Annotated in this window: 12 protein-coding genes, 6 tRNA genes and 1 pseudogene; 9 read left to right on the top strand and 10 right to left on the bottom strand. The window is 73.7% G+C overall.

Annotated features, from left to right (window positions below):
- Nucleotides 1–15: 15 nt before the first annotated feature.
- Nucleotides 16–570, bottom strand: coding sequence for a DUF4365 domain-containing protein (locus tag ACZ51D_RS10205; RefSeq protein ID WP_465617030.1), 555 nt, complete (start codon nt 568–570; stop codon nt 16–18).
- A gap of 167 nt (nt 571–737) precedes the next feature.
- Between ACZ51D_RS10205 and ACZ51D_RS10200 the strand changes: the two genes are divergently transcribed.
- Complete coding sequence (locus tag ACZ51D_RS10200; RefSeq protein WP_360498439.1) at nt 738–1,505, top strand: exonuclease domain-containing protein; 768 nt, start codon at nt 738–740, stop codon at nt 1,503–1,505.
- 80 nt (nt 1,506–1,585) lie between these two features.
- On the opposite strand, the gene ACZ51D_RS10195 is transcribed toward ACZ51D_RS10200, so the two are convergent.
- From ACZ51D_RS10195 to ACZ51D_RS10185, 3 genes are all read right to left on the bottom strand, one after another.
- Nucleotides 1,586–1,657, bottom strand: a tRNA-Val gene (locus ACZ51D_RS10195).
- A gap of 210 nt (nt 1,658–1,867) precedes the next feature.
- A tRNA-Val gene (locus tag ACZ51D_RS10190) sits at nt 1,868–1,939 on the bottom strand.
- A gap of 78 nt (nt 1,940–2,017) precedes the next feature.
- The gene (locus ACZ51D_RS10185) at nt 2,018–2,476 is read right to left on the bottom strand and encodes a TIGR02611 family protein (protein ID WP_465617026.1); all 459 of its coding nucleotides are present in this window, start codon (nt 2,474–2,476) and stop codon (nt 2,018–2,020) included.
- A gap of 195 nt (nt 2,477–2,671) precedes the next feature.
- Here ACZ51D_RS10185 and ACZ51D_RS10180 point away from each other — a divergent pair, with 195 nt between their 5' ends.
- Together ACZ51D_RS10180 and ACZ51D_RS10175 are read left to right on the top strand one after the other, a co-directional pair.
- Nucleotides 2,672–3,085, top strand: coding sequence for an SsgA family sporulation/cell division regulator (locus tag ACZ51D_RS10180; protein WP_030056266.1), 414 nt, complete (start codon nt 2,672–2,674; stop codon nt 3,083–3,085).
- A gap of 430 nt (nt 3,086–3,515) precedes the next feature.
- The gene (locus ACZ51D_RS10175) at nt 3,516–4,085 is read left to right on the top strand and encodes a CGNR zinc finger domain-containing protein (RefSeq protein WP_465617024.1); all 570 of its coding nucleotides are present in this window, start codon (nt 3,516–3,518) and stop codon (nt 4,083–4,085) included.
- A 53-nt stretch (nt 4,086–4,138) separates the two neighbouring features.
- Here the strand turns inward: ACZ51D_RS10175 and ACZ51D_RS10170 are convergent, their stop codons facing one another.
- On the bottom strand, nt 4,139–4,594 hold the full coding sequence (locus ACZ51D_RS10170; RefSeq protein ID WP_465661829.1) for a hypothetical protein: 456 nt from the start codon (nt 4,592–4,594) through the stop codon (nt 4,139–4,141).
- Nucleotides 4,595–4,704: 110 nt separating this feature from the next.
- Between ACZ51D_RS10170 and ACZ51D_RS10165 the strand changes: the two genes are divergently transcribed.
- Nucleotides 4,705–5,205: a DsbA family protein gene (locus ACZ51D_RS10165; protein WP_360498431.1), complete on the top strand. Its 501-nt coding sequence runs from the start codon at nt 4,705–4,707 to the stop codon at nt 5,203–5,205.
- Between the two features lie 7 nt (nt 5,206–5,212).
- Here the strand turns inward: ACZ51D_RS10165 and ACZ51D_RS10160 are convergent, their stop codons facing one another.
- From ACZ51D_RS10160 to ACZ51D_RS10150, 3 genes are all read right to left on the bottom strand, one after another.
- Nucleotides 5,213–6,058 carry a GNAT family N-acetyltransferase gene (locus ACZ51D_RS10160; RefSeq protein WP_465661827.1) on the bottom strand — a complete coding sequence of 282 codons (846 nt, stop codon included), beginning with the start codon at nt 6,056–6,058 and terminating at the stop codon, nt 5,213–5,215.
- A gap of 79 nt (nt 6,059–6,137) precedes the next feature.
- Nucleotides 6,138–6,968 carry an aminotransferase class IV gene (locus ACZ51D_RS10155; RefSeq protein WP_465661825.1) on the bottom strand — a complete coding sequence of 277 codons (831 nt, stop codon included), beginning with the start codon at nt 6,966–6,968 and terminating at the stop codon, nt 6,138–6,140.
- Nucleotides 6,969–7,010: 42 nt separating this feature from the next.
- Entirely contained in the window at nt 7,011–8,072 is a 1,062-nt protein-coding gene (locus ACZ51D_RS10150) for a chorismate-binding protein (protein WP_465617018.1), read from the bottom strand.
- Nucleotides 8,073–8,462: 390 nt separating this feature from the next.
- Between ACZ51D_RS10150 and ACZ51D_RS10145 the strand changes: the two genes are divergently transcribed.
- The 4 genes from ACZ51D_RS10145 (at nt 8,463) to ACZ51D_RS10130 (ending at nt 8,868) form a co-directional block, all read left to right on the top strand.
- Nucleotides 8,463–8,535 (top strand) — tRNA-Gly (locus tag ACZ51D_RS10145).
- A 40-nt stretch (nt 8,536–8,575) separates the two neighbouring features.
- Nucleotides 8,576–8,649: transfer RNA gene (locus tag ACZ51D_RS10140), tRNA-Cys, on the top strand.
- Between the two features lie 34 nt (nt 8,650–8,683).
- A tRNA-Val gene (locus tag ACZ51D_RS10135) sits at nt 8,684–8,755 on the top strand.
- Nucleotides 8,756–8,796: 41 nt separating this feature from the next.
- Nucleotides 8,797–8,868: transfer RNA gene (locus ACZ51D_RS10130), tRNA-Val, on the top strand.
- A gap of 313 nt (nt 8,869–9,181) precedes the next feature.
- Here ACZ51D_RS10130 and ACZ51D_RS10125 read toward each other — a convergent pair.
- Entirely contained in the window at nt 9,182–9,385 is a 204-nt protein-coding gene (locus ACZ51D_RS10125; RefSeq protein WP_360498423.1) for a hypothetical protein, read from the bottom strand.
- Nucleotides 9,386–9,791: 406 nt separating this feature from the next.
- Here ACZ51D_RS10125 and ACZ51D_RS10120 point away from each other — a divergent pair.
- A pseudogene (locus ACZ51D_RS10120) lies at nt 9,792–11,054 on the top strand (serine/threonine-protein kinase); the annotation flags it as partial.
- Between the two features lie 892 nt (nt 11,055–11,946).
- Here the strand turns inward: ACZ51D_RS10120 and ACZ51D_RS10115 are convergent.
- Complete coding sequence (locus ACZ51D_RS10115; protein ID WP_465617016.1) at nt 11,947–12,753, bottom strand: TrmH family RNA methyltransferase; 807 nt, start codon at nt 12,751–12,753, stop codon at nt 11,947–11,949.
- Nucleotides 12,754–12,765: the final 12 nt, after the last annotated feature.

Raw genomic sequence — 12,765 nt, 5'->3', positions numbered from 1 at the left:
GCCGGGGCCGGGCGGTCACGGGCTGCCGCCCGCGCCGACCCGGGCCATGATGTCGCAGAGCGCGCGGTCGTCGAAGACCTTGTCGGTGGGCACCCGGACGTTGGTGCGCCGCTGTCCGGTGACCGGGTGGCCGGCCAGGTTGACCCAGTAGCAGCAGTGCCGCAGCTCCAGGGCGTCCGGGCGGGCCCGCAGCCAGTGGTCGACCCGGCTCGGCAGCAGCATCACGACCAGGATCCGGGGCACGGCGACCCGGGCCCGGGCGAGTTTGCGCAGGTGGTCGTTGTCCAGCGTGAAGCTGAAGAACCGCCCGGCCGGGTCGGGCGCGATCTGCTGGGTGGCCTTGAGCTGGATCTTGATGGTGACCTCGTCGTCCACCTCGTGCGCCCGGGACCCGTGGTTGACCTGCCAGTCGATGCCGTTGTCCGGGAACGGCTGGGAGAGCGAGCAGCCGGCCGCGGCGGCGACCGCGTGCAGATAGCCGACCTGCAGCGTCTCCATGCAGGCGGTGACCGCGAGGTTCCCGCGCAGGACGGCCGCCGCTTCTTCGGGCTGCGGCTGTGTCAGTGCCATCGCCCGTGGCCTCCCCCGGCTCCGGGCCCGTCCGGATTCGAACGGGACAGTCGATTCGAACGGGACGGTCATGGGCAGGATCCCCGGTCCGGCCTGGGCCAAACGGGTTGAAGGGCCGTCAGAACCGGGTATCAAGCGGGCGCGGAACGCTTGCCTGAGGGGCAGTCATGCAGCAGCACTGGTACACCGGCCCACTCGCCTCCTTCGACACCGAGACCACCGGCGTGGACGTGGAGCACGATCGGATCGTCTCCGCCGCCCTGGTCGTCCAACTCGCCCCGGGCGCACCGGTGCGGACCACCACCTGGCTCGCCGATCCGGGCGTTCCGATCCCGGACGGCGCCCGCGCGGTGCACGGCATCACCGACGAGCACGTCCGGTTGCACGGCCGGCCGGCCCGCTCGGTGGTGGCGGAGGTCACCCGCGCACTGGCGGCCGAGGCCCGGGCCGGGCACCCGGTGGTGGTGATGAACGCGCCCTACGACCTGACGCTGCTGGACCGGGAGTTGCGCCGCCATCACGGGCTGACGCTGGTCGGCGGCCTGGCGGCGGCCGGGCTGCAGGTGCTGGATCCGCGGGTGCTGGACAAGCACGTGGACCGCTACCGCAAGGGCCGCCGGACCCTGACCGACCTGTGTGCCCACTACGGCGTGGAGCTGGCCGGGGCGCACGACGCGGGGGCGGACGCGACGGCGGCGCTGGCGCTGACCCGGCGAATAGGCGCCCGCTACCCGGCGGCGCTCGGCGGGCTGACGGCGGCTGAGCTGCACCTGCGACAGGGGGTCTGGCACGCGGCGCAGGCACGCGGGCTGCAGAGCTGGTTCGACCGCTCGGGGGTGGCGGAGCGGGTGGACCTCTCGTGGCCGCTGCGGCCGGCCCGGTGCGGCTGCGGGCGCCGGTTGGAACCGGAGCACGGCTGCGAGGCGGCGGCGTAGCGGGCGGCCCCGGAAGCTCGGGCCCGGAACGCGCCGCAGGCCCTGACCGGTTTCCTGGTCAGGGCCTGCGTGCTGTCCGGTGGGCGATACTGGGATCGAACCAGTGACCCCTTCGGTGTGAACGAAGTGCTCTCCCGCTGAGCTAATCGCCCGGGCAACGAGAAGAACTGTAGCACCATTCGGGGGGTGTCGTACAACTCGCCCGTTCCGGGGTACCGCCGACACATCCACAGAACTCGCGCTCCACGCGGAAGGTGACTGTGCTTCAGCCGATTACCGACGGCCCTTCAGGCGGATTCCGGAAATACATGTAAGGCCCAGCCGATAATCGGCCGGGCCTCACATATCACAATGCATTCCGGTGGGCGATACTGGGATCGAACCAGTGACCCCTTCGGTGTGAACGAAGTGCTCTCCCGCTGAGCTAATCGCCCGGGTGCAGGGAAAACATTACCGCATCCCGGAGGGTGGTCCGAACACCCTCCCTGGTCGCCGGCCCGGGCCCGGGCCGCTCAGCTCTCGTCCAGCCGCCAGGGGACGACCAGGCCGTAGCGGGCGAGGTACCAGGCCCCCACCGCGACGACGGCGGCCAGCCCGATCGCGGTGACCGTCAGGTTGCGGCGGCGCACCCGCGGGTCCAGGGCCCGCCGGGCGGCCTCGGCGACCTTGTGGCGGGTCCAGCGCAGGGCCAGCCGGGCCCAGACGAACTCGGTGGCCCAGATCCCCATGCCCAGGAAGATCACCACCCAGCCGGGGCCGGGCAGCGGCAGCATCACCACGCCGAGCCCGACCACGGCGAGGCCGACCAGGAAGACCGCCACCTGCCAGGCCCGGTGCAGAGCGCGGGAACGGCGCACGAAGGCCGGAGCCCGGGAGCCGACCGCCCGGGAGCCGCCGACCGCCGTGTCATCCGGCGTGACGGCTTCACCCGTTCTCGTGTTCCCGCCCGTCTTGTCGTTTCGCACAGTCATGCCAGGAAACTAACCAAGAAGTGGCTCGGTAATGCCCGGCCCGGCCGCTCCGCGACGATTCCGCAATGCGCCGTAAGGGGTACGACTCGCGCCCGAATCGGGACAGAGGGGTTTACATCGGTCTTGGGGGTGGGATGGTCCGTTCGCCGACGTGCGATTCCCCGAGCGCACACTGAGCGAAAGGCCATGGCGCTTATGAACACCACGGTCAGCTGCGAGCTGCACCTGCGCCTCATCGTGTCCAGCGAGTCCTCACTGCCCGTCCCCGCGGGCCTGCGCTACGACACTGCCGACCCCTACGCCGTGCACGCGACGTTCCACACGGGCGCCGACGAGACCGTGGAGTGGGTGTTCGCCCGAGATCTCCTCGCGGAGGGGCTGCATCGACCCACCGGTACCGGCGACGTCCGGGTGTGGCCGTCGCGCAGTCACGGGCAAGGGGTGGTCTGCATCGCGCTGAGCTCTCCGGAAGGAGAAGCCCTGCTGGAGGCCCCTGCCCGGGCGCTTGAGTCGTTCCTCAAGCGGACGGACGCCGCGGTGCCGCCCGGCACCGAACACCGCCACTTCGACCTCGACCGGGAGCTGTCCCACATCCTCGCCGAAAGCTGACCCCGACCGGAGGCGGTCACGCCCCGCCGACGGCGGAGCAGCACCCCCTGCCGTCATCGCAGCCGTCCTACTCGGGGGCACGGCAGCGGACTGAGCCGCGCACGACGCGGTCTCGGGGCCGGCGGATGGCCCGCTCCCACCGGAGCGGGCCCACAGCACCGCAGGCGCCCGGCACCGGAGCCGGCCATCCGAACGGGTGGCCGGCCTCGGTGCCGGGCGCCGACGTCTGTCCGGGGTCGCGCCCAGCCGCGGTCTCCGTACGCCGATCCGGGGGCGCAGCGGCGGGACGGCGCCCGGTTTCGGATGCTCTGACGGGATCCGTACACGCATTCGAAAGGACGCGCCGCCCTTCTGGCACAAGGCCCGGTATGGTCTGGGGGTAACCGTGGACGCGGGGTATCGGAGTCCCCCTGCGCGAGGAGCCCCCAACGTGCTGATCACCCATGACACCGAGTGCGCGCTGAGCATCCTCGTGGAGCTGCTCAACACCGCACCCGAGGTGTGCGGCGCCGAGCGGCTGCCGGACGTCGCCGCGCTCGACGCCTTCGTGGTCCGCCAGGAGATCAGCGAGATCGACTCGCTGACGGAGGGCGACCTGCGCCGGGTGCACGAGCTGCGCACCCGGCTGCGCGAGGTGTTCGGGACGGAATCCACCGCAGAGGCCGCCGAGCTGGTCAACGCGATCGTCGCGGCCGCCGGGACGACGCCCCGGCTGACCAACCATGACGACCACGACTGGCACATCCACTACTTCGCGCCGCACGCCGCGCTCGGCGACCACCTGGCGGCCGAGCTGGGCATGGCGCTGGCCTTCATCCTCATGGCGGGCGAGCGGGAGCGGCTGCGCCGGTGCGAGGCGCCGGACTGCGCGCGGGTCTTCGTGGACCTCTCCCGGAACCGCTCCCGGCGCTACTGCGACAGCCGCACCTGCGGCAACCGGCTGCACGTCGCCGCGTACCGGGCTCGCCAGCGCTCGGCCGAGGCCGTCCCCTCCGCCTGAGCGGGATCCCGCGTTCGGGATCCCGCCCTCGGATCGGCGGTCGGATGCGGCGGTCAGATCCCGCGCTTGCGGAGGATCTCCTCGATGTCGTCGAAGTCGCCGAGGCCGTCGTCGCGCTTGCCGCCACCCTGCTTCTTCGCCGCCTTGGGCGCCGGTGCCACCGCCGGGCGCTCGGGCGCCGGTCCGGCGGCCGCGGGGCGCTCCGGCGAGGCCTCGACGGCGCTGCGGCGGCCCACCCTGCGGGTGGTGACCAGCAGGACGGCGGAGACCCCGAGCAGCACGATGCCGGCCCACACCCGGGGGTCGAAGACCAGGTTCGCCGCCCAGTCGGCGAACGCCCGGCCGATCGTGCTCGCCAGCGGGAACAGCCCGGTCAGGTAGAGCCCGGCGGGCAGCAGGGCGACCGCGAACCAGCGGGTCGCCGACAGGAAGCGCCGCTTGTAGGCCCGCAGGCCCGCGACGGCCACCCCGCCCGCGGTGAGGATGAAGCTGATCGCCGCGCTCAGCACGGGGCCACCCCTTCGCGTCCGGTCGTCCTGGTCATCGGTGCCTCCCTGTCGGTCCGCCCTCGGGCGCACCACCGGCCGGAGCGGGCGCCCACTAGTGGAACACTGGGGGAATGATCGATGGTTCCCTCCCCCGCCTTGAGTTCTGGTGCGACCTGCAGTGCCCGGACTGCCGTACCGCGCTGGACGACGTCCGGGCGCTCCGCGCGCAGTACGGCGACGCGCTGCCCGTGGAGCTGCGGCACTTCCCGTTGGAGAAGCACAAGCACGCCTACGCCGCCGCGGAGGCGGCCGAGGAGGCGTTCGCCCAGGGGCTCGGCTGGCCGTTCGTGGAGGCGCTGCTGGCCCGGGTCGAGGAGCTGGACGCGCGGGGGCAGCAGGTGCTGCTGGACGTCGCCCGCGAGGTCGGGGTGGACGTCGAGGAGGTCGACACCGCGCTGATCGACGGCCGGCACATGCTGACCGTCGACTCCGACCAGGCCGAGGGGAAGGCGATCGGGGTCACGGGCACGCCGACGTACGTGATCGGCGGCGAGCGCCTGGACGGCGGGCAGAGCCAGGACGGTCTGCGGGAGCGGATCACGGCCGTCATCGAGGCGTCGAGGGCTTCCTGACGGCACGTCAGAGCGCCTTGCCGTAGAGGCGCTCGGTGGCCGAGTAGCCGAGCGAGTCGTAGAGCCGGATGGCGATCTCGTTGTCGGCGAAGACGTTGAGGCCGAGGTTGCGCACGCCGGCGGCGAGGCACTCCCGCTCGGCGAACAGCATCAGGGCGCGGCCGTGTCCGCGGCCCCGGTGGGCCGGGAACACCTCCACCACCATCACCCAGGCGAGCGGTTCGCCGTCCGGCAGGTCGCGCAGGTGGAGGGCCACCCAGATCGAGCCGCACGGCTCCGGCCCGCCGGCGGCGTCGTACAGACTGCTCAGGACGGCGCCGGGGGTCTCGGCGCCCTGCGGGAGCAGGTTCCGCCGATCGCCGCCCGACTTGGCGCGCGCCTGCTCCTCGGTGAGGCCGGAGGCCACGAGCGAGTGGGCGAAGCGCTCCGCGCCCCCGTCGAGCCAGGCCTGAAGTGCCGCGGGGTCGATCGGGCGCGCGGTCAGTCCGGCGGGCAGGGCGGGGGCGTCGGTCAGGCGCTTGTTCAGGGTCCGCATCCGCTCGGTGTAGCCGAGGGTGGCGGCGAGGGCGCGGGCGATCGGCGCCGATTCGGGGATCCTGGCGTCCACCCGGACGCAGCCCCAGTGGCGCAGCACCTCCTCCGCGGCCAGCGCGCCGAACGTGCCGCGGCCCCGGCCGCGCCCTTCGGTGACTTCCAACTCCGATATATCACCCCAGAGTTGGCCGCCGTACGGGGTGGAGGTGGTGCGCAGTGTGCCGACCGGGTGGCCGTTCGACAGGATCCGCCAGCGTCTGGTGCGGCCACCGGCCGCGGTGGGTGTCTCCGGGCCCTCGGGGCGCAGCGTGGTGGTCATGTGGTGGTCCCTTCCCCTTGCTCGGGAGGTTATCCACGAGGCCGTCCACGCGGCCGGTTCCGTCTCCCGGAGACGGGCATCACGGGTCGAGGTCGTCGCCGCTGCGCTCGGTGAAGACGGCCATGGCCTTGGCGGTCACGGGGCCGATGCCGGGCAGTTCGCGGTCGTCGACGCGGGTGACGGCCTGGACGTCGCGGGTGGTGGAGGTCAGGAAGACCTCCTCGGCGTCCTGGAGGGCGTCGAGCGGGAGGTCGGCCTCCTCGGCGCCGCACCAGTCGATGACGAGCCGCCGGGTGATGCCGGCCAGGCAGCCGGAGGCGAGGGCCGGGCTGAGCAGGCGGCCGCCGATGACCACGAAGACGTTGGAGCCGGTGCCCTCGCAGAGTCGGCCGGCGGTGTTGGCGAACAGGGCCTCGGAGGCGCCGGCGCGATGGGCGGCGGCCAGGGCGACGACGTTCTCGGCGTACGAGGTGGTCTTGAGGCCGGCGACGGCGCTGTGCTCGTTGCGGCGCCAGGGGACGACGGCGACGGCGGTCTCGTCGGGGCGGCGGTTGATGGCGCCGAGGGCGACGACGAGGGTGGGGCCGGTGGTGCCGCGCTCCGAGCCGAGCGGGGCCTGCCCGCCGGTGTAGGTCACGCGCAGGCGGCCGAGCGGCGCGGGGTTGGCGGCGAGGACCTGGGCGCAGGCCTCGCGGACCAGGTCGTGGTCGGGGTCGGGCAGGCCGAGGCCGCGGGCGGAGCGGGTGAGCCGGTCGAGGTGGCGGGTGACCGCGAAGGCCTTGCCGTCGACGGTCTTCATGGTCTCGAAGACGCCGTCGCCGGTGGTGAGGCCGTGGTCGAGGACCGAGACGGCGGCGTCGGCGGAGTCGACGAGGGTGCCGTTGACCCAGCTCGTGGTGCGGTTGTGCATCGAGGTCTGCTCCTCAGCGGTGGGCGCGGTGAGCGGTGCGGCTCATTCCCCGGTCTGGTCGGGTTCGCGGCCCGACGCTATCGCGACCAGTCGGGCGGCCTTCAGTTCGGTTTCCGCCCACTCGCGGTCGGGGTCGGAGCCCCAGGTGATGCCGGCGCCGGTGCCGAAGCGCAGGACGGGCGTGCCGGGGTCGGTCCGGTCGAGCCAGAAGGTGCGGATGCCGACGGCGAGTTCGCCCTCGCCGCGGTCGGCGTCGACCCAGCCGACGCCGCCGCAGTAGGGGCCGCGCGGGGCGGTCTCCAGGGCGTCGATGATCCGCAGCGCGCTGGATTTGGGGGCGCCGGTGACGGAGCCGGGCGGGAAGGTGGCGGTGAGGAGTCCGGGCCAGCCGACGTCCTCGCGCAGGGTGCCCTCGACGGTGGAGACCAGGTGGACCAGGCCGGGGTGCTTCTCGACGGCGCAGAGGTCGGGGACGGTGACGCTGCCGGTGTCGCAGACGCGGCCGAGGTCGTTGCGGACCAGGTCCACGATCATCACGTTCTCGGCGTGGTCCTTGTCGAGGAGGTCGTCCTCGGTGCGGCCGGTGCCCTTGATCGGGCCGGAGGAGACGGTGCGGCCGGTGCGGCGCAGGTAGAGCTCGGGTGAGGCGGTGGCGATCTCGACGCCGTGCCCGGGCAGTCGGATGGTGCCGGCGTAGGGGGCGGGGTTGCCGTGGGCGAGGAGGCCGGTGAGGGCGTCGATGTCGCTGAGGTCCGGGTCGGGCAGCGGCGCGGACAGCACCCGGCAGAGGTTGGCCTGGTAGACCTCGCCGGCCGCTATGTGCTCGCGGATGCGGCGTACGCCCGCGGTGTAGGCGGTGCGGTCCAGGGAGCTGTGCCAGCTGCCGGCGTCCGGGCCGCGCCAGCCGGCGCCGGAGGGCGGGGCGGGGGCGGGGCGGACCTCGTCGAAGCGGGCGCAGGTCAGTCGGCCCTCGAAGTCGTAGGCGACGGCCCAGTAGCCGGAGGAGTCGAGGGCGGCCGGGTCCGAGGTGACGTCGCGCAGTCCGGTGGCCAGGCGGCCGCCGAAGCGGGCGAGCGGGGTGCTGGGGTCGGGGTGGCCGGACACGGTTCTCCTGCGCGGTGTGCTGGGCGGCGGTGCCTGAAGTGTAGGTCGGGGGCACGGGCCCGGCCCTGGTGAGCCGCCGTGCGACGGCGCGCGAGCCGGGGCGTGAGCCTGGAGGTGGCCTCCGGCCCCTGGTGCGGGTCCGGAGACGGGCCCGCGGACGAGCGGCCTCGGGCGTCGCGCAGGTGTGCGTCGGGTGGCGTGCGGATGATCGTCCGGGAGCGCCGCAGGTAGCGGCCGTGGCCGCCCGTGAGGGCTGACGGAACGGCACGCGGGGGGCATCCCCTCGGCACGCTGCGGGAACGGATTTTTAGCTGGCCCAGGAATCCGCTAGAGTTCAACACGTCGCCAGGGAGCGCAGCCGAGAAAAACGGTGAAGATCCCGGGAGACAGGCGGACGTGGCTCAGTTGGTAGAGCATCACCTTGCCAAGGTGAGGGTCGCGAGTTCGAATCTCGTCGTCCGCTCGATGGAGAACAGTGTAAGATCGTTCTTCGTGTGTTGCCTGGTGGAGTGGCCGAGAGGCGAGGCAACGGCCTGCAAAGCCGTGTACACGGGTTCAAATCCCGTCTCCACCTCCAAGAGGTTCACCCGGTTCCACCGGGAGACCTCCCCGCGCGATTAGCTCAGCGGGAGAGCACTACCTTGACACGGTAGGGGTCACTGGTTCAATCCCAGTATCGCGCACGTCGGGCCCTTCGGGGTCTGCTGCAGGACCGCCACACCAGGCGCGATTAGCTCAGCGGGAGAGCACTACCTTGACACGGTAGGGGTCACTGGTTCAATCCCAGTATCGCGCACAGTAACGGCCGGGGTCGCAATCCGTAAGGGTTGCGGCCCCGGCCTTTTGCATGCACCGGTCGTGGTGAGGATCGGCCGGTCGTCATGAACCGGTCGTCATGAAGGAGAAGAGCCGCGTACGGACGCCCTCACCGACGTCCGTACGCGGCGTCTCCGCCTGCCGGGGCGCTCTGCGCACCGCTCACGCCCGTCCGCGTGTCAGCGCGGCCGCGGCCCTCCCCGGCGGCACCGCTCCCCGTCCCCAGGGGACCGGTGCCCGTTCTGTGGCCGCCCGCAGGGGGCGGCGTCCTTTCTCAGGTGGCGCCTGAGACCTCAGCGGCCGATCAGATCGGCGACTGCCTGGGCCTGGTTCGCCATCTGGTCCCATCCACCGAAGAGCAGGACCAGGAGCACGGCGCACGGCAGGGCCATGGCCAACGCCACCGCGGGGTGCCGGGTGGGCTGCTCCGTGGTGGACCGGGACTGGACGGAGGCCGGCCGACGGCGGCGGGGGGTTCCCGTGAGCTGCGGTGCCATGCCCTGACTCCTGATCCGGTCGAGTTGGCGCGGTGGACGGCTTACCTCGGGGGACGAGCTCCCCGTCCACCGCTGGGCACAACGCTATTGGTCAGGGGGCCCTGCGGACGTCATGCCGTCGTACTGTTCCTCGGACGTCCCGGAGGATGACGCCCGGACTTGAGGCCTACTACCGCAGGGGGAGGGAAGGCTGATCCGACCCCCGAGGGAACCCTGAGGGCCAACCCCGAGAGGCGATCCGGCACCCCTGTGACCTGCAGGTCAACGCAAGATCAGACAATCGCACGGCGGCTTCAGGTGTTGCGTATCAGCACACCGCAGCGGGCAGTCCGTAAGCTGTGCCAGGCAGGAACTGACGATGGCCCAACCGACGGGGCCTCACCCACAGGCTGACGGAGAACGGAACATGGCGATGATGCGGCTGAGGCGTGAGGACCCCCGCATCGTCGGGCCGTACCGCCTGCACCGGCGACTGGGCGCCGGCGGCATGGGTGTGGTCTACCTCGGGTCCGACCGCCGCGGGCAGCGCGTCGCGCTCAAGCTGATCCGCGCCGAACTCGCCGAGGACCAGGAGTTCCGCACCCGCTTCGCCCGCGAGATCGCCGCCGCCTCCCGGATCCGGGGCGGCTGCACCGCCCGCGTGGTCGGCTCGGACATCGAGGCCGACCGGCCCTGGCTGGCCACCGCCTACGTGCCCGGGCCCTCGCTGTACAAGCAGGTCGGCGACGAGGGGCCGATGAGCTGGCCCGAGGCGGCCCGGATCGGGGCCGCGCTCGCCGACGGGCTGGTCAAGGTGCACGAGGCCGGGGTGGTCCACCGCGACCTCAAACCCTCCAACATCCTGCTCTCACCGCGTGGCCCGCGGATCATCGACTTCGGCATCGCGTGGTCGCGCGGCGCCAGCACGCTCACCCACGTCGGCACGGCGGTCGGCTCCCCCGGCTTCCTCGCCCCCGAGCAGGTACGCGGGGTCGCCGTCACGCCCGCCACCGACGTCTTCGCCTTCGGGGCCACCCTCGCGTACGCGCTCACCGGGGACACCCCGTTCGGGTCGGGGGCGTCGTCCGAGGTGATGCTGTACCGGGTCGTCCACGAGGAACCCGACCTGTCCACGGTGCCGCCCCAGCTCGCTCCACTGATCCGGGCCTGCCTGGCCAAGGAACCCGCCGAACGGCCCGGCGCGGCCGCGCTGCACGAGCGGCTCAGCGAACTGGCGGCGCGCGCCACGGCGGCCGGGGCCTCCGGCGGCGGTGCGCGCGCGGCCCGGCCGGGACGGGCGGCGGCCGCACCCGCCCCGCACGACGGTGCCCGGCCGGGCGTTCCGGCGCCCGGACGCTCGCCCGAGCCGCCCGCCGCTGCGCGGGCCCGGGCGGCCGCGGGCCGTGCCGGTGCGCCGGTTTCCGGAACGGCGGGGCGCCGCCCGCACGGGGCGGCCGCGCCGCTCCCCCGGCCCGAGCCGACACCCGTGACCCGTCCGCTGCGCCGGCGTCCCGACCGTCCGCACACTCCGCCCCCGGACCGGCCCGGCCCCCGGGACCGCCAGCACACCCCCGCCCCCGGCGGGCGGCCCGGCACGGCACGGCAGCGGCTGCTGCGGCAGCGGCTCGTGGTCTTCGTCACCGTGACCATCGGGGTGGCGCTGGCCATCGCGGCGGCGCAGGGATGCGAGGACCGGGGCAACCAGGGTCTGAGGCCGCCCACCGGGGTGGTCGCGAGTGTGAGCGGCGGCGGTGCCAGTGGTGGCAGCGGCGGCGGCCAACTGGCGGTGCCGGGGACGTCCGTGGACGTCGCCCCGCAGCCCTCGGCCACGCCCCTCCCGGCAGCGGCGCGCGGCGGCGCGGCGGACAGCTCCCTGGCTGCCCCGCAGGCGCCGGTGCCGGCGGTCGACTGGCCGAACCGCAGCTACCCCGACGGCGCGGGCGGACCGGCCATCGCGCTGAAGGACGGGCACTCGGCCGGGGCCGGGCCGCAGGTCGCCCTGAGCGCGGTGCTGCCGGCCCGGTACAAGGGCCTGCCGGCCGCGGTCGTGGTCCTGCGGCGGGCGGAGGGCTCGGCGCCGGTCGACCTCGTCCAGCTCTACACCTTCGCCGGGGACACGCCTGTCGCCACCACCTCCCGCACCTCGGCGGCGGACCCGCAGGCGACGGCCGCCTGGCGACTGGACGGCAGCACGGTCGTCCGCGAGGAGCGCGTCGCCGCCACCGGCGCCGTCACCTCCACCCGCTACACCGTCCGCGCCGACGGCACCCTCGACGAGTCCTGGCCCGGCGCCCCCGGCGGCCCCACTCCGCCCCCCGCCGCCGCCCCCGCCCCCGCCGCCGCCCCGGCCCCGCCCACGGCCCCGAAGGGCTGACCCGACACGATTCGGCTGGGCGTCCGCGCGGGACGTCGGGCCCGCCGACTCCTGGCGCAAGGCCTGGCTCCGGCGTGGAGAAGGGGCAAGGGGCCCGGCATCCACGGAGGGCCGGCACCAGAAGCCGGGCTCGCCGACTTCTGATGACGCGGTGACGGGTCCAGCCGTGACGGTCCCAGGAGCGGGCGAGGCGGCGGGCCCGGGGACGTCAGGGGGTGGTGACGGCGTAGAAGGCCACGGCTGCGGCGGCGCCCACGTTGAGCGAGTCGATGCCGTGCGCCATCGGGATGCGGACGGGGTGGTCGGCGGCGGCGATGGCGCGGGGGGTGAGGCCGTCGCCCTCGGCGCCGAGCAGGAGAGCGGCCTTGGGGAGGCGGTGCGGGGTGAGGCCGGCGAGGTCGACGGCGTTGTCCGCGGGGGTGAGGGCGAGGAGGGTGAAGCCGGCCGCGCGGACCGTGTCGAGGGCGGCGGGCCAGGGGTCCAGGCGGGCGTACGGGACCGCGAAGACGGCACCCATCGAGACCTTGACGGCGCGCCGGTAGAGCGGGTCGGCGCAGTCCGGCGAGAGCAGGACCGCGTCCATGCCGAGGGCGGCGGCGCTGCGGAAGATGGCGCCGAGGTTGGTGTGGTCGACCAGGCCCTCCAGGACGGCGACCCGGCGGGCCCCGGCGAGCAGGTCGGCGGCGTCCGGGAGGGGCTTGCGCTCCATCGAGGCGAGCGCGCCGCGGTGGACGTGGTAGCCGGTGACGGCTTCGGCGAGCGCGGGCTCGACCACGTGGACCGGGGCGTCGGCCTCGGCGATGACGTCGGCCATCACGTCCAGCCACTTGGCGGTGAGCAGCATCGACCGCATCCGGTAGCCGGCGGCGAGGGCGCGGCGGATGACCTTCTCCCCCTCGGCGATGAACAGGCCCTCGGCGGGTTCGCGGCGGCGGCGCAGTTCGACGTCGGTGAGGCCGGTGTAGTCGGCGAGGCGGGGGTCGGCCGGATCGGTGATGGTGCTGGGTTCGGACACCCTGTGATCTTG

Source organism: Kitasatospora sp. NPDC033851 (assembly GCF_055576085.1).
This window is presented reverse-complemented; position numbering and strand designations above follow the sequence as displayed.